The sequence below is a fragment of the Chitinophaga dinghuensis genome, assembly GCF_003259435.1.
GTDB classification, from domain to species: domain Bacteria; phylum Bacteroidota; class Bacteroidia; order Chitinophagales; family Chitinophagaceae; genus Chitinophaga; species Chitinophaga dinghuensis.
Genome location: NZ_QLMA01000006.1, coordinates 95,429 through 115,512, shown reverse-complemented (window position 1 = coordinate 115,512; position 20,084 = coordinate 95,429). Strand labels below are relative to the sequence as shown.

At 44.3% G+C, this 20,084-nt stretch carries 17 protein-coding genes; 8 read left to right on the top strand and 9 right to left on the bottom strand.

Annotation, left to right across the window (positions count from 1 at the left end; translation table 11 throughout):
- The first annotated feature begins 75 nt into the window (after positions 1-75).
- Positions 76-1,038 carry an NADP-dependent oxidoreductase gene (locus CLV59_RS18060; RefSeq protein WP_111593481.1) on the top strand — a complete coding sequence of 321 codons (963 nt, stop codon included), beginning with the start codon at positions 76-78 and terminating at the stop codon, positions 1,036-1,038.
- Between the two features lie 299 nt (positions 1,039-1,337).
- Complete coding sequence (locus CLV59_RS18055) at positions 1,338-2,924, top strand: right-handed parallel beta-helix repeat-containing protein (RefSeq protein ID WP_111593480.1); 1,587 nt, start codon at positions 1,338-1,340, stop codon at positions 2,922-2,924.
- A gap of 75 nt (positions 2,925-2,999) precedes the next feature.
- Here the strand turns inward: CLV59_RS18055 and CLV59_RS18050 are convergent, their stop codons facing one another.
- The gene (locus CLV59_RS18050) at positions 3,000-3,647 is read right to left on the bottom strand and encodes a sigma-70 family RNA polymerase sigma factor (protein WP_111593479.1); all 648 of its coding nucleotides are present in this window, start codon (positions 3,645-3,647) and stop codon (positions 3,000-3,002) included.
- An 88-nt stretch (positions 3,648-3,735) separates the two neighbouring features.
- Between CLV59_RS18050 and CLV59_RS18045 the strand changes: the two genes are divergently transcribed.
- From CLV59_RS18045 to CLV59_RS18030, 4 genes are all read left to right on the top strand, one after another.
- Complete coding sequence (locus CLV59_RS18045; RefSeq protein ID WP_111593478.1) at positions 3,736-4,143, top strand: hypothetical protein; 408 nt, start codon at positions 3,736-3,738, stop codon at positions 4,141-4,143.
- A 329-nt stretch (positions 4,144-4,472) separates the two neighbouring features.
- On the top strand, positions 4,473-5,027 hold the full coding sequence (locus CLV59_RS18040; protein WP_111593477.1) for a dihydrofolate reductase family protein: 555 nt from the start codon (positions 4,473-4,475) through the stop codon (positions 5,025-5,027).
- Between the two features lie 61 nt (positions 5,028-5,088).
- Positions 5,089-5,823 carry a class I SAM-dependent methyltransferase gene (locus CLV59_RS18035; protein ID WP_111593476.1) on the top strand — a complete coding sequence of 245 codons (735 nt, stop codon included), beginning with the start codon at positions 5,089-5,091 and terminating at the stop codon, positions 5,821-5,823.
- Between the two features lie 93 nt (positions 5,824-5,916).
- Positions 5,917-6,723, top strand: coding sequence for a pseudouridylate synthase (locus CLV59_RS18030; protein ID WP_211323947.1), 807 nt, complete (start codon positions 5,917-5,919; stop codon positions 6,721-6,723).
- Positions 6,724-6,848: 125 nt separating this feature from the next.
- On the opposite strand, the gene CLV59_RS18025 is transcribed toward CLV59_RS18030, so the two are convergent.
- The 5 genes from CLV59_RS18025 to CLV59_RS18005 form a co-directional block, all read right to left on the bottom strand.
- Positions 6,849-8,462 (bottom strand): RagB/SusD family nutrient uptake outer membrane protein, encoded by a 1,614-nt coding sequence (locus CLV59_RS18025; protein ID WP_170137800.1) that lies wholly within the window; start codon positions 8,460-8,462, stop codon positions 6,849-6,851.
- Between the two features lie 20 nt (positions 8,463-8,482).
- Positions 8,483-11,491, bottom strand: a complete 3,009-nt coding sequence (locus CLV59_RS18020) for a SusC/RagA family TonB-linked outer membrane protein (RefSeq protein WP_111593474.1) — start codon at positions 11,489-11,491, stop codon at positions 8,483-8,485.
- 283 nt (positions 11,492-11,774) lie between these two features.
- The gene (locus CLV59_RS18015; RefSeq protein WP_111593473.1) at positions 11,775-12,560 is read right to left on the bottom strand and encodes a S1/P1 nuclease; all 786 of its coding nucleotides are present in this window, start codon (positions 12,558-12,560) and stop codon (positions 11,775-11,777) included.
- A gap of 182 nt (positions 12,561-12,742) precedes the next feature.
- Positions 12,743-13,345: a hypothetical protein gene (locus tag CLV59_RS29125; protein WP_211323945.1), complete on the bottom strand. Its 603-nt coding sequence runs from the start codon at positions 13,343-13,345 to the stop codon at positions 12,743-12,745.
- A 56-nt stretch (positions 13,346-13,401) separates the two neighbouring features.
- On the bottom strand, positions 13,402-13,596 hold the full coding sequence (locus tag CLV59_RS18005; RefSeq protein WP_111593472.1) for a hypothetical protein: 195 nt from the start codon (positions 13,594-13,596) through the stop codon (positions 13,402-13,404).
- A gap of 234 nt (positions 13,597-13,830) precedes the next feature.
- Between CLV59_RS18005 and CLV59_RS18000 the strand changes: the two genes are divergently transcribed.
- Complete coding sequence (locus CLV59_RS18000; protein ID WP_111593471.1) at positions 13,831-15,258, top strand: Gfo/Idh/MocA family oxidoreductase; 1,428 nt, start codon at positions 13,831-13,833, stop codon at positions 15,256-15,258.
- Between the two features lie 72 nt (positions 15,259-15,330).
- On the opposite strand, the gene CLV59_RS17995 is transcribed toward CLV59_RS18000, so the two are convergent.
- The 3 genes from CLV59_RS17995 to CLV59_RS17985 all read right to left on the bottom strand — a co-directional run bounded on the left by CLV59_RS17995 (position 15,331) and on the right by CLV59_RS17985 (position 19,018).
- Complete coding sequence (locus CLV59_RS17995; protein WP_146616233.1) at positions 15,331-16,413, bottom strand: PQQ-binding-like beta-propeller repeat protein; 1,083 nt, start codon at positions 16,411-16,413, stop codon at positions 15,331-15,333.
- Between the two features lie 271 nt (positions 16,414-16,684).
- A complete protein-coding gene (locus CLV59_RS17990; RefSeq protein ID WP_111593469.1) occupies positions 16,685-18,133 on the bottom strand; it encodes an apolipoprotein N-acyltransferase in 1,449 nt (482 codons plus the stop codon).
- 60 nt (positions 18,134-18,193) lie between these two features.
- Positions 18,194-19,018: a helix-turn-helix domain-containing protein gene (locus CLV59_RS17985; RefSeq protein WP_111593468.1), complete on the bottom strand. Its 825-nt coding sequence runs from the start codon at positions 19,016-19,018 to the stop codon at positions 18,194-18,196.
- A 225-nt stretch (positions 19,019-19,243) separates the two neighbouring features.
- Here CLV59_RS17985 and CLV59_RS17980 point away from each other — a divergent pair, with 225 nt between their 5' ends.
- On the top strand, positions 19,244-20,080 hold the full coding sequence (locus CLV59_RS17980) for an ABC transporter ATP-binding protein (RefSeq protein WP_111593467.1): 837 nt from the start codon (positions 19,244-19,246) through the stop codon (positions 20,078-20,080).
- Positions 20,081-20,084 lie beyond the last annotated feature (4 nt).

Sequence of the window (20,084 nt, the reverse complement as noted above, 5' to 3'; positions counted from 1 at the left end):
ACAGGAGAAACCAAAATTTGTACTGGAAACAAGCCGGTGATTGCCAGCAACTTTGCATAGTTAAAATATAAACTTATGAAGGCAATTACGTTACAAGCTGCCGGAGGCGTTGAACAGCTGGCGATTACCGACCTGCCGGTTCCATCTATAAAAGACGATGAAGTTTTAGTGCAGGTAAGGGCGATCAGTATTAATCCCGTTGATACCAAGGTGCGCAGGCGGCAGGCACTGATCCAGCTCGTTTTGCAATTAGAGGACCACGACTCTCCAAAGATCCTGGGTTGGGATATTGCTGGTATAGTGGTGGCAACAGGGGCGGCAGTTACTGCGTTTAAAAAAGGAGATGCCGTATTTGGAATGGTCAATTTCCCGGGGCACGGTAAAGCCTATACGGAGTATGTTGCCGCACCCGCCAACCATCTGGCACCTAAGCCAACCAATATTTCTTATGAAGAGGCTGCAGCCGCTACCCTGGCAGCATTAACCGCCTGGCAGGCACTGGTCTCCTATGGCGGCACAAAAGCTGGCGATAAAGTACTGATACATGCAGCGGCTGGAGGCGTGGGACATTATGCAGTGCAGATCGCCCGACAACTAGGCGCACATGTAATAGGCACTTCTTCCGCCAAACACAAAGATCTTGTATTGCAACTAGGCGCACATGAGCATATCGATTATCAACAGACACGTTTTGAATCGTTGGTTGCCGATGCCGACCTGGTGGTAGATAGTATAGAAACAACCGGTCATCTGGAACGCTCCCTGCAAGCAGTGAAACCGGGGGGCGCCCTGATAAGCTTAAATCTATTGTTCGACAAAAACTTAGACATTGCAATGAAAGCCAGGACCAAAGGGGTGTTCACACATCGTATGGAGGTACGGTCTGATGGATCAGCCATGCAACAAATAGCCGCATGGCTGGAACAAGGGAAGTTACGCTCTCATATTGCCTATCGCTTTCCCTTTGAAGAAATGGCGGCGGCACATCTGCAATTGGAAAGTGGCCGTACTGCAGGAAAAATAGTGCTTACATTATAAGGAGCACAGGGTCGGTTTTACCAGGTAAAACCGACCCTGCTTTAATAGAAATATTAGTAAAACATATAGCCTTCACCGTTATAATGGAATAGCCAGGGAGACACCATCCATTCTGGCCGCCATCATCTCTTTGTTTAACAAACTGAATATTAGCCCGTTAAAATTTTGATCGCACTTTGTTGCCCCTTTGTATTCACTTTATAGGCATTTCAACTTGGAGCGGCCTTCCTACTCTTCTAGATTTGACCCCATAGACTGAGCCGGCTCACGATAACCATTCCACATTAAAAATTCCACATATGAAAAGAACCAAGAAAATCCCCTTTCTGCTGGGAGTATTATTCCTGCAAGCGATCTTAGGTACCTCTTGTTACAAGGGTATGATGGACCCGCCTTTCCATGCTGCTGGCGCTACTGTTGTCAGTACTACCAAGTACTATATTGACAACAACGGATCGGACACCAGCGATGGGAAATCCCCTGCCACCGCCTGGAAAACGCTGAGCAAAGTGAATGCGGTCACTTTCCAGCCCGGCGACTCTATCCTATTTAAAAGAGGCGGCTCCTGGACGGGTACGCTGATCATCAAAAGCTCCGGTACCAGTGACGCCAGGATCACCTTTGGCGCTTATGGGTCAGGTGATAAACCACAGATCATTGGCAATAATGCCACCTTATCTGCGGTATTGATCCAGGATGCTAAATACCTAACATTCGAAAACTTTGATGTCAGTCACCCAAGAGCGGTGCGGCCACCGGACATTTCTTTGTGCGGGATTTATGTAGCCCTGGCTACCAACGGCGTTTACCCGGGAATAACGGTTAAGAACAACAATATACATGATGTGGAGGGCATGCCTATCACGAACCGCCATTTGCAGGCGGGCATTTTCGTGCGTTCTAATGCTACACAGGCTTATTTCGATAGTTTGCTCATCGAAGGTAATAACCTGGATCGTTGCTCATCCAGAGGCATAATGATGGGCGACGGCAGCAATAAAGACACTGCTTTTTACAACAACCATGTGGTCATCCGTCAGAATGTAGTTAACAATACGGCATTGGAGGGTATTATCATTTACACGGCTAAAAATGTACTGATAGAAAAGAACCGGGTGCTAAATGCAGGCGCCTATACGCTGGGGGTGAACATGAATATTGTACTGGCGGGTTTATGGGGCAGAGGAAAAGACATGACCATTCAGTATAACGAGGTCGCCTATACGCGGCTCACCAATCCTGTACCATATGCCTCTATGGATTCAGAAGCATTCGACATTGATTTGAGTACACCGGGATATACGATTATCCAGTACAATTATTCTCATGATAATGAGGGCGGATTTTTCCTGCATATGGGAGATCCAGGACCAGACTTCACCTATGGGATTGTCCGGTATAATATCAGTCAAAATGATGGGAACGGCTTCCAGAACAGGGTATTTGAATTACATGAGCATCCTAATGGGAAAGTGGTTCCCATCTATATTTATAACAATACCTTTTACAATGATCAGAAGATTGGGGTATTGGATCGGGCGGGAGGAACAGGCGTACATCCTGGGCTGGAGTTCCGGAATAACATCTTCTACTCTGCTGCAATGCAATTTGATGATCAGGCCAATATCGTCTATGATCACAATCTGTATTATCCAGGCCCACAGGCTGCCAGCGACAACAATGGTCTTATTTCCAATCCGTTACTGGCAGCGCCAGGAACCGGAGGAAGCGGTATCAATACTGTTGATGGATATAAGATTGCCGCCACTTCTCCCGCAATCGGAGCCGGGCTGCTCATCAGTAACAACGGAGGGAAAGATTTCTTTGGGCGACTGTTGTCTGCAACACTGAATCCCACAATCGGGGCAGCTGAAAAGGGGAATTAATCTACGCAGTATTGCTACAAATAAAAGACCGGCACACCAAGTGTGGCCGGTCTTCTTATAGAAAGTAGGTTGTCCTTATCGGATGTCCAATTTATCCAATACGCTGAATACAATCCTGTCGCAGCGGATAAGATGGAATGGAAATACCACATCGTTTTTGTAAAAATTGGTGATGTGTTCGCGGAGCATCATCCTGGCTCGAATTTGTCTCACTTTTACATTCACCCTGGAAATATCCAGGGCCTTGCTGGTTTCGGCCACATTCATCTGCTCCATTTCCCGGAGGATAAATACTGCCCGGTATTTTTCGGGAATACTTAGTAATGCCTGCTCCAGTACTTTACCCAGTTCCCTGTTTATTACAGCATCCACCGGAGTTTCTTTGCTTTTATCCTGGTGGTCTTCCAGTGTGGAGATGTCTTCGCTGGCAAGCTTTTTTCCTTTTTTCAGGTGCTGATGGCACTCATTGATCAGGATTCTTTTGAGCCAGGTCCCGAAGGCGGCTTCCTGGCGGAACTGAGCCAGATGCTGATAAGCATTGATATAGGTGAGCTGCATTACATCCTCCACATCCATATCATTGTTCAGATAAGACATCCCAAGTCGGAAAAGACTGGTATTGTGGCGGCGCATCAGTTGTTCGTACAACCGCTTCTCTCCTGCCAGTACTCTGGCGATTAGTTCGTTATCAGTAAGTGTTTCGATAGGTTGAATAATACTCATTCAATCGGGTATTTGAAGGTTAAGGAGAAAATAAGTTACAAAAAATGGTAACAAGTTGTAACCTTTTCCAAAATCTGTACTCTAATTCATGAAAGAGGCCGTCAAGCGCCTGCGTATTAACCTGAATGACCTAAAGCACAGTAGAAAAATGATCAAAGACCCAAACTCCAGACCAACCGGCATTAGCTTGCCCCCTTTAACCCATCAAAGGGTACAGGAGTTAAAGCAAACTCCTAAGGGTCAGCGCATTATGCAAGAAGCATTCCATGCTTTTCCGGAGTTGGTGAAGTCGCTCACCAGTGCCTTACAGGAGAAACTCAACAGTTTTACCAAGGCCCGCACTACGCAAACCGCATCACTGGAAGGACTCTCTCTGGATGCCTTAGTGGAGGACTACCAGTTTCTGGAATTTGTGCAGTTCATTATGTTCATCAAATGGAAAGAGGAGAAGAATAAGCATAACGGCTATCTTCCCGGGAACCTTCAGGCATACTGAATGTTTCCCATTAAAACAGGCATCTTATGCCATAGCGCAAATTGAAGAGGCAGCATTAACTGTAGCAAAAGAATTCTACCAAGAAAGCTGTAGCAAAGAATGGATGAACGTCTGTAACGTTCATCCATTCTTTTTGGGGCGGCAGAACAAATCCACTCTTTTGTTGGACCTCCCCCAAACTTATCTAGTAAACTTTCCATTGGTGACGAATCACCGCAAATACTCCCTGAAATTGTCGCATATAGCCACTGCCGGATTGGGCTTTTCTTTTCATCTTTGGAATGTCAAAAACAATCAGACAACCCCGTGTCTCTCTAAATTATACTCATATGCGTCAGTTAAAATTACAAGTGCAGATCAGTATTGATGGATTTGTGGCTGGTCCTAATGGAGAACTGGACTGGATATTTAATGGTTCCAGTCAAGATCCTATCATCCAAATCGCCGATACCTGCGACACTATTTTAATGGGCAGGAAAATGGCTTCCGGATTTACGGAATACTGGGAAGGCGTAGTAGATAACCTGCCGGAGAGTGCTGAATATGCCCTTGCCCGCCGGATGGTAGATATGCGTAAAATTGTGTTCAGTCATACTCTTACCAGCATTGGCGGCAGGAATGTGGAATTAGCCAATGGAGACCTGGCGGCCACTGTCCAGGCTTTAAAGCAGGAACCAGGTAAAGACATCATCGTTTATGGAGGTGCATCTTTTGTTAGCAGCCTCATTGAGCAGGATTTGATTGATGTGTATCATATGTTTACTATTCCAGTGGCGCTTGGCGACGGGCTAAGGATCTTCAAGGCCAGAAAAAATCTGCAGTTGACCTCTTCCATTTCTGATAACAACCAGGAGATTATCAATACGTTTATCCCTGTACGTTAATCGCCCTGGAGCTGCCTATTCTCAGGAATCATTACATTCGTTATTGATCAATCCTGGAAAGATGAAAGAAAACAAATATGATGACAAAAGATTTTTCGAGCAGTACAGCGGTATGCATCGTTCACAGAAAGGACTGGCGGGCGCTGGCGAGTGGCACGCATTGAAGGCAATGTTGCCTTCTTTCAGTGGCAAGAAAGTCCTGGATCTGGGTTGCGGTTTCGGATGGCATTGTAGATACGCCATGGAGCAGGGCGCGATAGCAGTTACAGGAGTTGATATCTCTGCAAAAATGCTGGCCCGAGCAAAAGAGCTGAATGCAATGCCGGGCATCACTTATATCCAGCAACCTATTGAGGATATTGATTTTCCGGAGAACAGTTTTGACATTGTTCTCAGCTCCCTCACTTTCCATTATATCGCATCTTTTGAAGATATCTGCAAAAAAGTGGCACATTGTCTTGCTGCCAATGGTCATTTTATCTTTTCTGTGGAACATCCCATCTTTACTGCTGCAGGGAAACAGGACTGGTGTTATGATGCCGACGGCAATATTCTGCATTGGCCGGTAGATCAATATTTCCACGAAGGAAAAAGACAAACGCAGTTCCTGGGAGAACAGGTCACCAAATATCATCATACATTGACCACTTACCTGAATGGTTTGTTACATCAAGGTTTCACTATTACGCAAATCGTAGAACCCACCCCTGATCCGGCTATGCTACGGGAATTTGAAGGCATGAAAAATGAATTCAGAAGACCTATGATGCTATTAGTGAGTGCATGCAGGAAATGAATTGAATACGTTATAAAATGGTTCCTGATGGCGGAACAGCTATAATTTTCACGTAACTTTGCGCCTTCTTAAGCCGATGCCACAAACGAGTACATGATTACCGAAGAAGCTGAATGCCAACATATTATAACAAATAAAGCCCAAGCGGATGCTGCCTTCTGCCGGTTTAACGACCAGCAGGTTGCTCATGCGATGGCTACGGGTCTCACTTTAAACTTGCAGGATAATACGCATCCTTTGTGTGAAATTGCGGCAGCGGAGTTGCAGGAACACCTCTCATTACAGCAAGAGTGGCAGCATAATTTCGGCTTGGGAAGTCAGGGCACAGGCGCAGTCATTGGAAAGATGTTTGGCGTACTGGTGGTAAGAAATAACGCAGGCGAAATAGGATATCTCTGTGCTTTTTCCGGTAAACTGGCCAATGGCAATCATCATAGCAAATTTGTAGCTCCCATTTTCGACGGACTACAAGTTGGCGGTTTTGTAAATGTTGGAATGCTTCATTTGTCGGCCATCAATCAGGAAATTGCTATGCTAGCGCAGACAGACGCAATTGGCAATGCATCTGCCATTGAGCATTTAAAGCATTTACGGAAAACGCATTCCAATGCATTGCAGCGTAGGATTTTAGAGCAATATAACTTCAGGAATAAGGCAGGTGTATTTAAGAATATGGTGGAGATATTCACGGAATATGGCTATAAGCAACCGCCTGCAGGCGCCGGAGAATGCGCCGGTCCAAAATTATTACAATATGCCTTTCAGCATCAAATGGAGCCTTTGGCTTTAGCTGAATTCTGGTGGGGATTATCTCCTAAATCGGATACCTGGAAACATGGGGCCTATTACAAACCCTGTCAAGAGAAATGTGCGCCTATTCTGGCGTTTATGTTGAGCTAGCGCGATTATCCTTCCTTCAACCTATTGTAACGTACGAACTTTTATATGGAGATCAAGACTCTATAAAACTTAATAGCGCCTGATGAATTGATACATCGGGCGCTATTAACTTTTATGGTAAAATATCAATAGCCGGTATTCTGGGCGAATCCATTCACAGATCTGTCGATCTGGTCCTGAGGGATAGGGCGCAGCACATGAGTGGGCTTGATATTCGCGCGGGCTTCGTTGTTATGCAATCGTACTCTTTCGAGTAGTTTATGGGTTCGCACCAGATCAAACCAGCGCAACTGCTCTCCTACCAGTTCCCGGCCTCTTTCATCCAGGAGGAAATCGATGCTCATATCAGTAGGACCTACTTTCATGGCCGTGCGGTTTGCTTGTGTTTCTGTATCGGTGGCGCCTATACGCGCTGCCCTTAAACGTACCACGTTTACCAGATCGGCGGCTGTCTGGGCATCGCCTTGCATTAGCATGGCTTCTGCCTCAATGAGATAGGTTTCTGCCAGGCGGAAAGAGATAAAGGGTCTTACACCGGAGGCCTGGTTATCGGGGCGTAAGGCGTCTGCAAATTTATTCAGCGAAGGATATAGCTTTTCTGTATATAACCGTGGTGGCACCATCATATACTTTTTACTGGCGATCACCGCAGCGGATACATCATAACCAGGTAGATACACTGCCGTATCGCCCATGTTCAGTGTGGCAGTAGGCGCATTGGTAAACCATACTGTGGTGAAGAATTTTTCATAACGGGTATCGTGGATGCGGTCTTTGTACAACGTATCCAGGAGGAAGCTGGTAGGTCTGAAACGCTTCCAGGGCGTACCATTGGGAAGATCGCGCTTCATACCTGCGAGTACGTCATATTGCATCAGAAAAAAACGACAGGCGTTATTATCGCTGTAATTGTAGAGTGGATCGGTGGTAAACTGGGCAGCCCAGATGGTTTCGCTGTTATTCTCTTTGCCTTGTGCCCATATCTGGCCTGGATCATCTAGTAGTCTGAAACCATAATTTTTTATGACGATGTCCGCATATTTGGCTGCATTCGCATAGTCGGTAGGCTTTGCCTGTGGCGAAGATGCCCTGGTGAGATAGACTCTTGCCAAGAGGTGTTCCACCGCAGGTTTGGTGGCGCGTCCCCATTCCGTTTGTGCATCAGGCAGATCTTTTTCTGCATCGAGCAGGTCGTTGATAACAGCATCATAAACCGCCGAAACGGAGTCGCGGTGCGCTTCCCGGAGGATGGCGGTATTCTCCTTCAGGCTTAATGGAATAGGGCCAAACATCTCCATTAGTAAGAAATGGTATTGTGCGCGGCAGAATTTAGCTTCTGCAATACCTTTCTTTTTGGAAGCATCATCGAGGTCAGTGATTTTATCCGCCCGGGTGATCACCACATTACAGGTATTGAGTGTCTGGTAAAAACTGTTCCAGACTTCTCTCACATGGTCGTACCTTGAATCCAGCTGGGAGGTATATTGACTGGTAAATTTATAGTTGCCATCAGAACCGTTGGTGATGATATCCGTACCGGTTTCTGTCAGTGTCATTCCTCTCTCCGAACTATAGAAGTTACGCATAGACACGTAGGAACCATTTACAGCAGTGAGGAAGCCAGCTTTGGAATTATAAAAATCATCTGTTGCATTCGTCACTACTTTTTCATCCAGCATTTTATTACAGGAGGCTGTACCTAGCGACAGTAGCAACATAGCGGGGATTATATATCTCATAATAATTTTCTTTTTGTGCATTAAAACTTAGCATTAATACCAAATTGCAGCATCCAGGTAGCGGGTGCATCTATACCGATTACGGTTACATCTTCCGGATCAATACCTTTCCATTTCTGACGATAAGGCGCCAGGATCAACGGTTGTTTTACACTGACAGTAAAACGCAGATCCGACATAGACCAATTGCGGATCACTTTATCCGGCATGGCATAAGCCAGGCTGATGTTACGTATCTTGAAGAACGAACCGTCAAAGTAGCTGAGCGACTGGAAGTTGCTGGGTCTTTCCTGATTGGCATTGGGCCGTGGGAAATCGTTAGAAGGATTCGCAGGCGTGTTATAGTTTACATTCAGGTTGTTATAACGTCCGAATAACGTATTATAGTTAGCGTAGAAATCACTTTTGATCATGCTCCCCCAGCGTGCAAAAGCTACGACCGACAATTCAAACCCTTTATAGGAGAAACGTTGCGTAGTACCTGCCTGCCATTTCGCTTCCGGAGTCCCGAGAATTACGCGGTCATTTTTGGCATCAATGACGGTGTCTTTGTTCACGTCTTCCAATCTTATTTCCCCTGGTTTTACGCCATATCTGGCTGCTAATGCCGCATCCTTATCCTGCCAGATGCCTATCTTTTTAAAATCGTAGTATACGGTAGTCGGTTGTCCTACAAACCAGCCATTACCAATATCAGCGGATCTGCCGTCGCCGAGCGAAAGAATTCTGGATCTGTTGCGGAAATAGTTCACATCCATTTTCCAGGAGAAACCATTCGGATGATCGATAACGGTGGCGGATATACCGATTTCCAGGCCTCTGTTTCTACTTGTACCCAGGTTCATCAACACCTGGTTGAAACCATTGCTGAATGGGAGTGTTTGCGGCATGAGGAGGTCGGTTGTATGTTGATTATACCATTCGATTACACCGCTGATACGGCCATTGAAGAAGCCAAAATCGAGTCCTATATCTGTGGAAGTTGTGGTTTCCCAGGTAAGCGAAGGATTACGCAGATCTAAAGGCACATAGCCCAGCGCGCCTTTATTTCCGAAGGAGTAAGGAATCCTTTGCAGGGAGCCTTGAGTAGCATATGGAATAATACCGGTATTGCCTATACGACCATAGCTGGCACGGAGTTTCAGGTTATCCATGAAATGTTGCCGTCTGAAAGGCGCTTCATTCATGATGTTCCAGCCCACTGCTACAGAGGGGAAGTAACCCCACTTCTGACCGGGTGCAAAGCGGGAAGAGCCATCTGCGCGTAAAGTCAACGTTACCAGGTAACGATCGTCGTAACCGTAGTTGACACGACCCATATAAGACAGGATGGTCCATGTGCTCAGACTGCTGCCCATTCCAGTTACACTCAGGGCTTGTCCGAGGTTAAAATATTGCTGCGACTCCACCGGAATACCTCTTACATTAGTACCTAATGCGTCTGTAGTCTGACGTTGTACACTATACAGGCCAGTTACGCCGATATTATGTTTCTTTATCAGTTTGTTGTAGGTAAGAAGGTTTTCGATGGTATATGCTACCACTAATGCACTGTTCTTAGTCGCTGTAGCATCGCCACCGCCAATTAGCAGATTAGTGTTATTCTTTCCCTGGAAAAGGCCATAGTTATAGGATTGAATATCTGGTCCTACGTTGAGACGATACTTCAGGCCATTCATTATTTCCACTTCGCCGTATAAACTGGTGAATATGCGGAGTCGTTTCATCAGTTCCACCCGGTTATCATTTACATAATCGAGCAATGGATTGGGTTGCTGGCTGTCGCCGGTTGGATAGATGATCAGTTTTCCTTTATCATCATAAGGTGCAGCGATGGGTAGCATTTTCAGTGCATTGTCGATCCCGTTGTAGGTTTCCCCGTTACGGAGACTGTATGCGCCCAGTAAAGAAGCGCCTACTGTAACCCTTTTGCCTATACGTTGATCGAGGGCGATATTGAAATTGTAACGTTCGTAGCGCTGTAGTTTCAGTACGCCCTGGTCTTTGAAATAGCCCAGACCAACATTATACCTGGTATTTTCCGTACCGCCGGCAACGTTGACACTGTGGTTCGTTTGGTTTCCTTGCGACACCATGAGTTTTTGCCAGTCGACATCCACCCCTTTCTTAATATTGGCATATTCCACAGCGTTAAAGATCTTTTGATCAGAAGCGTCGGGGTTGGTGTCATCATATTTTCCGATGGTTCGATTTGCTTCCCTGCGCATGTTGATGAAGTGAGCTGCGTCCATCATGTCTGTTTCGCCCAGCTGATGGACAATGCCATAGGAGCCGCTGTAGGATACCACTGGTTTTGTTTGCTTCCCTCGTTGGGTGGTTACGAGGATTACGCCGTTGGCGCCTCTGGAGCCATATATCGCTGTTGCGGAAGCGTCTTTTAAGATATCCATGGACTGAATAACGCCGGTGCCAATATCATTCAGGCTACCGGAGTAAGGAATTCCATCTACGACATACAGCGGATCATTTCCGGCGTTGAGGGAACGGCTTCCGCGGATGCGTACCTGTGGTTCATCTCCAGGCTTGGAGCTGTTATTGATTACTTCCACTCCTGGCGCGCGGCCCTGGAGGGCTTGTTGTGGGTTGGTGACAGGAACGTCCTGAATGGACTTAGCTGATACCGTGGAAATAGCACCGGTAACATCTTTCTTCTTCTGTTGTCCATAGCCGACTACCACAATTTCTTCGAGTTTTTTCCGGTCTTCTGCCAATATCACGGACACGGCTGTACGATTATTCAACGGTTCTTCCCGGGTAGAATATCCGATAAAAGTAAATACCAGTACAGCATTGGCAGGATCGGCTACCTGTAGCTTGTAATGTCCGTTGGGATCAGACTGGGTACCTGTGTTCTTCCCTTTTACCGCGATGGTCACACCTACCAAAGGCGTTTTCTGGTCGTCGAGCACATTTCCCTCTACAGTGACGGGCCTTTTCTGTGCCAGGGAAAATTGATATAATAGCAGACATGCTATCAGACATAGTAAACGTGGAAATCCTTTTTTCATAACGATAGTTTTGGAATTGTGGAATATTGGGCTGGGTTCAAATCAGATTTTGGCGGTTCACTACAGGTTCTTCGAATAACAAAATAATCAATTTTTCGAATTTTGCAATCGTTTGCAATAATGTTTTATTCTCTTATTTTAAAGTACAATTGCTTCAGGACTGATAAAATAGCGGCAACTATTCAGATGGGGGATTAGATAAGTTGGGGAATAGCTATTCATAAAAATGCCCCCAAAAAGTTAGGATACTTTCTGAGGGCATTAGATTTAGGGATATGAAATATTATTTAAACGTGTCGTTCAACACACCGGCCAGACGAATGCCAGCTTGTTGGATACGTTCATTGATAACCGGGATATGTTGTTCGTAGTATTCTTTGCCAATGCTGCGGCCTTTCATGGCATCTACTTCTGCATATAGCTGACTGCTGATCTGGTAGCTTTCCCAGAGCCATTGCATCATGGGATCGCGTTGCCATTTTTTGATTTTAGCAGGTCGAACACGTTCTAATTTCGAAGCAAATTGTTCATAGTTCAATCCTTGTGTAGCGATCAGTTTAGAATCCCAGAGGCTGTGCAAATTGGTTCCTTTGCCTTCATAATTGAGCTGGATGGTGTTACCGCCTTTGTCTTCTTTTCTGCTGATATGCATTGGTTGATGCAGGTCGCCTACAAAGTGAACGATGAATTTCAGGGCAGCAATTTTTTTCTCTCTTGGTGTTGCGGGATCTGTCAGTTCCTTTTCCAGTTGAGTAAGTGCGCTGAAAACATTTTGTTCAGCTAATGACTGCACTTGCGTGTCAAATGTCTGGCGATCGAGTCCCAGCGGGAGGTTCAAGAAATGCCAGGGGGCGGTTTCTTTGAATTCGTCCTGGTTGCGGACATCATCCGCCCAGGAGGCTACATCTGCGAGCGACTTATCTCCTAAAAGATCTTGCACAGCAGCTTTTGCTTTCTTTGACAAATGTGCTTCGGCGATTTTCCCGACGGTCTGGTGGCCCACATTTCCCCAGGAAGTTAATAATACGGACAATACGGCCAAAAGGCTTACTAAAATTGGCTTTTTCATCCCGCCAAATTACTACTCTATAAGAAGTAGAGGATTAACTTAACGTTGTATTTTCTGCTGCATGTTAGATAATAACATTAATAACAGAAAAGCCGCTTAAATCATTTGATTTAAGCGGCTTTTCTGTATAAGGCATATCAGGTTTAGCCCTTATTACAGTGAGCCCCTGAAACAGCAGATGGTTATTTGTCTTCCACTACATAATAATTTACTTCCAGGAATTTTTCTTTGCTATCATTCAATTCTGTCAGAATGCCGCCTACTTTTACTTTCTGCTCCGGAAGTTTCTTTTTCTCTTTTGAATTAGCAATAATGAAGGTATCCCCGGTATTTGCATCTTTGATTTCATAAACATCATAGGATTCAGCAATAGGTACGGGGATCAATGTATTCACCACCAAGATAATATTGTATCCTTTGAACACGGTTTTTGCATCCACCAGTTGGGGAATGCCTTCGATGATAATACTGGCCCCGAGGGTACCTTTGCTTCCTACTTCTGAAGGCAGCAGTTGCACCGGTTTATATTGCGTATAATTGTGTTGTAGTTCCTGATCAAATTTGGAGAAGATATCTTTTCTTGCACTTTCGCTCAATTCACTTGTAGCCAGTTCCAGGAAGAGAATGCCCTGTTGTTTACCAATAAATACGCCGGCAGCTTTACCTACTTCGGCCTGACTGATGATCTGATCATCAGCATGATTAAAGAGGTTATAAAAACGGCCACCATTATCCAACGTAGCCATGGCATCTTCATAATTCTTAAAGGGGACAACTAGTTCCATTCGGTTGATTGTTTATGATTCAAGGTTGAATATAGCGTAATAAGGTAGCATTCCCTCTAATTGGTTTTCTTGGCATTCTTGTCGTCCCATCTCTTTTTATTAAAAATGATGACTAAGGATAAGCAAAATGTCAGCAAATAAAGGATTCCCAGGCCGGTATGTCTGAAAGCCAGGTTACGAAAATCTATTTCCTTAAAAGCTGCTACTCCTAATATGATGGTTATCATCCACATCGGTATTGACTTACTCATGCTATAGTTTGTTTCCTGTAAAAGTAAAACCAAGCCTATTTTTATCTCCTACACCTGCGTGTAAAATCCGTGGATGGCGCCTCGGTTCCAAAAAGGCGAGCCTCGAAGGTCCTGTTTGTTGCAAATCAATGGATTCCGTTCACCATTCATGTAAAATTCTCCTCTTTTTTAAGTTTATGCTTTCGATTGCAAAGACTATTTTATATTTTGGAGATGCAATCAATAATCCACGCGATGAATCACAATAACTCGAGAAGGAACTTCCTGAAGCAAGCGGCGCTGGCCACGCTGGCCACCGCTACACCAGGCTTGCTGATGGCTGCTGCAAAGCCATATACCCGTAAGATCGGGCCTAACGAAAAAGTAAACATTGCCTTCATTGGTATTGGTAACAGAGGTGGCGAGATCGCCCAAGCGCTCTACAAAACTGGACTGGCAAATGTAGTCGCTCTTTGCGACGTAGACATGGGGGCGCCACATACCCTGGAAGTAATGAAAATGTTTCCGAACGTGCCACGATTCCAGGATTTCCGCCAAATGTTCGATAAAATGGGGAACCAGATTGATGCCGTTTCCATTGGGGTGCCCGACTTCTCCCATTTCCCGATTACGATGATGGCGATAGGTCTGGGCAAGCATGTATATGTAGAAAAGCCTATGGCACGCACTTTCAACGAGGTGGAACTGATGATGAAGGCAGCCAAAAAGCATCCAAAAGTGGTGACACAAATGGGTAACCAGGGGCATTCTGAAGCCAACTACTTCCAGTTTAAGGCCTGGACAGAAGCGGGTATCATTAAAGATGTTACCGCTATCACGGCTCATATGAACTCTCCCAGACGCTGGCATGGCTGGAATCCGAATATCACTTCGTTCCCGCCAGCAGAACAGGCGCCAGCTACGCTCGACTGGGATATATGGCAGATGGCCACACAAGGGCATTCTTACAACAAAGATTTCGTAAATGGTCAGTGGCGTTGTTGGTTCGACTTCGGCATGGGTGCGTTGGGCGACTGGGGCGCACATATCATAGACACGGCCCATCAGTTCCTCGATCTGGGATTACCGTATGAAGTAAATCCAATCAAGCTTACAGGGCATAATAATTTCTTCTACCCTATGTCTTCCACCCTGGCCTTCAAATTCCCTAAAAGAGGAAATATGCCGGCACTGGATATCACCTGGTATGATGGCGTAGATAATTTGCCTCCAATTCCTGCCGGATATGGCGTCTCTGGTCTCGATCCAAATATTCCGCCTCCAAGCAATGGGGCTATTGCACCTTCCAAACTGAATCCTGGTAAGATCATTTACAGCAAGGAGCTTACCTTTAAAGGAGGTTCACACGGCAGTACATTGTCTATTATTCCGGAAGAGAAAGCAAAAGCAATGGCAGACAAACTTCCGGTAGTGCCACAAAGTCCTTCTAACCACTTTAAGAACTTCCTGTTGGCATGTAAAGGAGAAGAACAGACACGCTCTCCATTTGCCATTGCGGGCCCACTCAGTCAGGTGTTCTGTCTTGGCGTACTGGCGCAATGGACAGGTGAGAAATTACAATTTGATCGGGAGAAGAAAATTATTACGAATAATAAACACGCAAATGAATTGCTGATTGGACCGCCGCCAAGGAAAGGCTGGGAACAATATTACAAGGTATAATGAGAAAGGGGACTATGGTCCCCTTTTTTTATGCGCGAGTAGTTCCAGCTTTTAGAAACATATCCAGTTCGATCAATCCCCCGTAAAGAAAGACATTAAACTGTTCTTTTTAGGAGATCCTTCTTTATCAAAAATGTGCAGGGTATCATCTGAAGCGTGGGCAAATATTCTCCCATCATACACATGGAGCTTGCCAATACATTTACCCGCATTGTCAGTGGTTTTTATTTTGCACTCCCAAATAATCTGACCTGTTGCTATATTCAAAATTGCCAGGCGATCCTTAGGTCTTCCCGCCCCATCTACAAAATATAAATATTCATCTTGCACCACACATCTGCGGCCATTAATGTTAAGATTAGCAGCCTTAAGGACCTCATTAAATTCCAATGTCTCTGTTTTTCCGGTGGCTAAATCGAGTATGCTTAGCGTTTTCCAACTTGGAGCATATATCTTGTTTTGATATAATTGTAAATAGCCACCAAACCTATCAAATTTCTCCAGTACATTTCCTGTCTTTGCATCTATACAAAAGGTAGCTTTAAAATCTATTTTATCATGATCATACAAATAAAAATACAGCTTGCCATTCAAAGGAATAATATCCCAAACAATGCTCGGATTATCGGAACCTAGTAATTTGACGGTATCTATACGCCAAATTTCGGAGCCATCCTGTAAGGAAAACAAGCCAAATTCATTTTCACCGGTAGAAATAAAAGTATCGTTGTCTACCATCATAAGAATACCAGTTATACCCATGGGAAGGGGTAGAAATCGGCGAAACTCAAAGTTATTGTTTAGCTCCACATACCCTTTATTACCCTCCTCGTTCGTTAGAAAATACCAATTGTTCTCAGATTTGTCTCCGGGAATTGATAGATTATGTTTCAATGAATGGATAGTATACTTTGAAGAATGAACATCTGTATGAGATTGAATTAAGAAAGTATTATCATTTGCTGCAACAATAATTTTATCATTTGCACCAAATAAAAAATCATATGCATTTTTTACCTGTTCTTTTAAGATGACGGAAAAGCGATGATCGTACAATATCATTTTCCCATTCCTTTTCAGCACTCCTAATTGCTGTTGTTCCGGTAAGTAACCATAGTGTCTTACATCTTTTATTTTTGCAACCAATTCCATCATTTGATAATCCGATTAATGGTAATGTATATTGAAAAATAAGTGATTTATGTATACAAAACAATAAACATTCGATTTAGGGGTCAATATTTACGTATATCCGTAAGGGGTAGTTGATCTGAATAATGGATTGGGCAATCAAAGTATGATTAATTACTATTGAGTAAAGACAGGAATTAAAGTTATCCAGCGATTAACCTTTAATATTAGGAAGGTTCAATTAGTGGGATTATTTAGGGATGATGCTACTTGTATATCTGTATACTTATTCCTTTCAATGGCGCCGGGCTATTGCTAAAAGTACAAGACATACTAGTGCAGCAATAGCATTTAATATACTGAACCAATCGCCCCATTTGTTGTAAACAGTAGGATGGCGCTGTATATCAAGGCTACCTGTTAGTACCATGGGGGTTCCATCATCGCTATTGGCTTCGTACAACACCCTGCCCCTATAGTCGTTGATCGTCAGTCTGCCCATTCTGGCATTCCTTATCATTCCGAAGCCGCCTTCCACGCATCGCATGATTGCCATCCGGCTATGCAGCCAACCATCTCGCTCAAAGTCCCAGGCAGGCACATATAGAACATTCGCACCTGCATTGCCATATTGGTGGATGTATTGCTGAAAATCCATGTCTTTACAAATAGCCACCCCTTCTGTTCTACCTTTCCGAAGAAATACACCGGGTGTAGTTCCTGGTTTCACGCTATCCAGCAATTCGCCGGGGAACAAATGTACTTTCTGGTAATCTGCCAGGAGCGTACCATCCGCTCCTAGTACCCAGGCTCTGTTTTCGTAATAGGCTCCATTTTGCTGCGACATGCAGGCAACTATGCTGACATGATTTGCCAGGGCAGTTTCTTTAAACTGTTGCAGGAAATGCTGACGGCGATTATTGCTTATCGTAAACATTTTTTCTGGAAACACTATTATCTCCGCACCTTGTTTTGCCAACGCTGCAACATGCTGCAGGTAAAGGTTTGCCAGGTATATTTGCTTCTCCTCCCCTGTCATTTTTTGCTGGTGGTAAGCCTCTTTATCAATGGCTACTAGCCCTACTTTTAATGCTTGTGGATTTGTAGTGGTTTGATTTAGACGCACTGTCCCCCAAATAATAGCAGCTGCCAAAACACCGAACGTTAGCACCGAGAGTGTTCGGATGGATTGTTTTTGTTGATAGCGATAGACGATGCAGGCTATAGCTGTAGGGATAAGAGTGACCAGGAAGGTAATACCCTGTATGCCTGTCAGCGCGGCCACCTGCACAATGGGTAAAAAATCGCATTGCGTATAGGCAATGCTGCCTGCCGTACCATCCGGGGTAGTCAGAAAAGAAATATATTCAACTGCAGTCACCAATATAGGGAACGCAAAAACAGTGGACCAATGGGAATAGGTAAGCATCAGTTTTCGCGCAGCAAGGACCTGTAATGCGAAAATCAGGGGCATCAGCAGCGTAAAAATAAACACTAGTGGCAAAGGCATGATACTTAATAAATAAGGTACCCAGCTAAGCCGTCCTATTAAATAAGCCGTAAATGCTATTAAAAATGTCTGTTTGCCAGAAAGCCGTAAAGAGAAATAGAGTATGGGAACAGGCGCCACCCAAAGCAGCCACCAGATATGTGCTGATAAACTAAAAGAAAAGTACCAGCAAATGCCTGCCAGAAGTACTCCTGCGGCCAATAATGCTTTGGAGACCGGTTTATATTCCGACATGATATTGGTTTAGTATTATCATCAAAGCTATAGGGTTTTTACGAGGCATCATTGTATATTTTAGACAGGCTGATGTTTGATGAGGATATCTGCTATTTTGTTATCCTCTTTTTTAAACTGACTCGGGGTGGTGCCGGTAAACAACCGAAAATCACGGATAAAATGTGCCTGGTCAAAGTAGTTGCATGTATGACTGACATCTGTTAAAGTAGTTCTGGTTCTCATACACCTGACCGCCTTATTGAAGCGAAGTATTTTATGGTAATACTTGGGGGTGTATCCGATATTTTTCAGGAAAACCCTTTCCAGCTTTTTATAGTACCAACCTGTTTGCCGGCAGATGGTATCAATGGATAAATCTTCCTGATTATTGCGTAGTATTTCAATCGTTTGGCTAACCACTAACTGATCTGCAGGGAAGTCTCTCCATGCTTTCTTTAACAGTGTGTCCAGCACATGTATTCTCTTATCATCCTCCGGATAATCTGATAATTGCATTTCCCAGCTTTTTGCAGCCTTTCCTAAAATCAGTTCCGCGGGCAAGAGGGAATTTAATAAATCAGATATGGGCACATTGGTAAATGCCGCCAGACCACCAGGTTTAAATCGCAAACCCAGCATCCTGGTTTTACCAGTACTTTTTACATAAAAGATCTGGTTGCGCTGTCCCATGATCACTGGCCCACTCAAACAAACGCCATGAAGGTTATCAGCTGTAATTAACCAATCTGCCGGGTCTCCAAAATTAAAGATCAGCTCTACCCTGCCTCCTGGTATCAGTCGGTCAGGAACATCCATAAATCCATGTGGCGCATGTAATACCCAATAGCATTCTATCAGGTCTGCTAGTTGTGTAGATGGATAATATTGCTGGTAATAGAGCATGTAATGATTAGCATCAGGTGATTCTATATTTCTCTATCAGCTGAGCTTACCCGCTGATCGCTAAGGTAATATACAAAAATCGGTCAATTAACTGCTATGGCACGTTCTGCATTAGTAATCGGCTGAAATACAAGTTCATAATCCATTTCTACTTTAATCAGGAAAGTAAAATTTGTTGGATTGATAAAAATTTCTAATTTTGGTGTACAACATATCTAATACACTATGATACGCTTTGAAAACTTCTGTTTTGGCTATAAGCCGGGTGCATTGCTGTATCGGAACCTGCAACTTTCTTTAGAGTCGGGCAAGATCTATGGTTTACTTGGAAAAAACGGCGCAGGCAAATCCACCCTGCTAAAAAACTTGACAGGACTACTTTATCCATCGTCGGGCCAGGTGTCTGTAAATGGTTTTAATCCATCTGGTCGTAAACCGTCTTTTCTGCAAACTATTTATTTTATACCTGAAGAAGTACATGTGCCGGCATTGACTATCAATAGTTACGTTGCGCTATGGGCGCCGTTTTACCCTGGTTTCAGCCGTGAGATGCTGGATAATTATCTGGACAAACTGGATGTAAAAACGGATCATAAATTGAACAAACTTTCATTTGGGCAGCAAAAGAAATTCATCATTGCGTTTGCACTGGCTTGTAATACCAATGTGCTAATCATGGATGAACCTACGAATGGGCTTGATATTCCTTCTAAGAAAAGATTCCGCAAGTTGATCTCTTCGTCTATGCATGAAGACCGTCTCATTTTTATATCTACTCACCAAACCCGTGATCTTGAGAACCTGATTGACCAGGTGATCATCGTGGATAATGGCGAACTGCTGTTAAATGCACCAGTTGACATCATCGGGCAAAAGCTGTCGTTTAAAATAGTGGAAGAGTCGTATGCAGCGCAGGCAGTTTTGTACGAGGAGGAGAACATGTATGGCCGTGCTGTTGTTACTGCCAATATTGCGGGCGGCGAAAGTCGTATTAACCTGGAGCAACTGTTCAATGCAGCAACAGAAAATCCGGAAATGGTAAAAGCAATTTTTAAAAATTAATGCG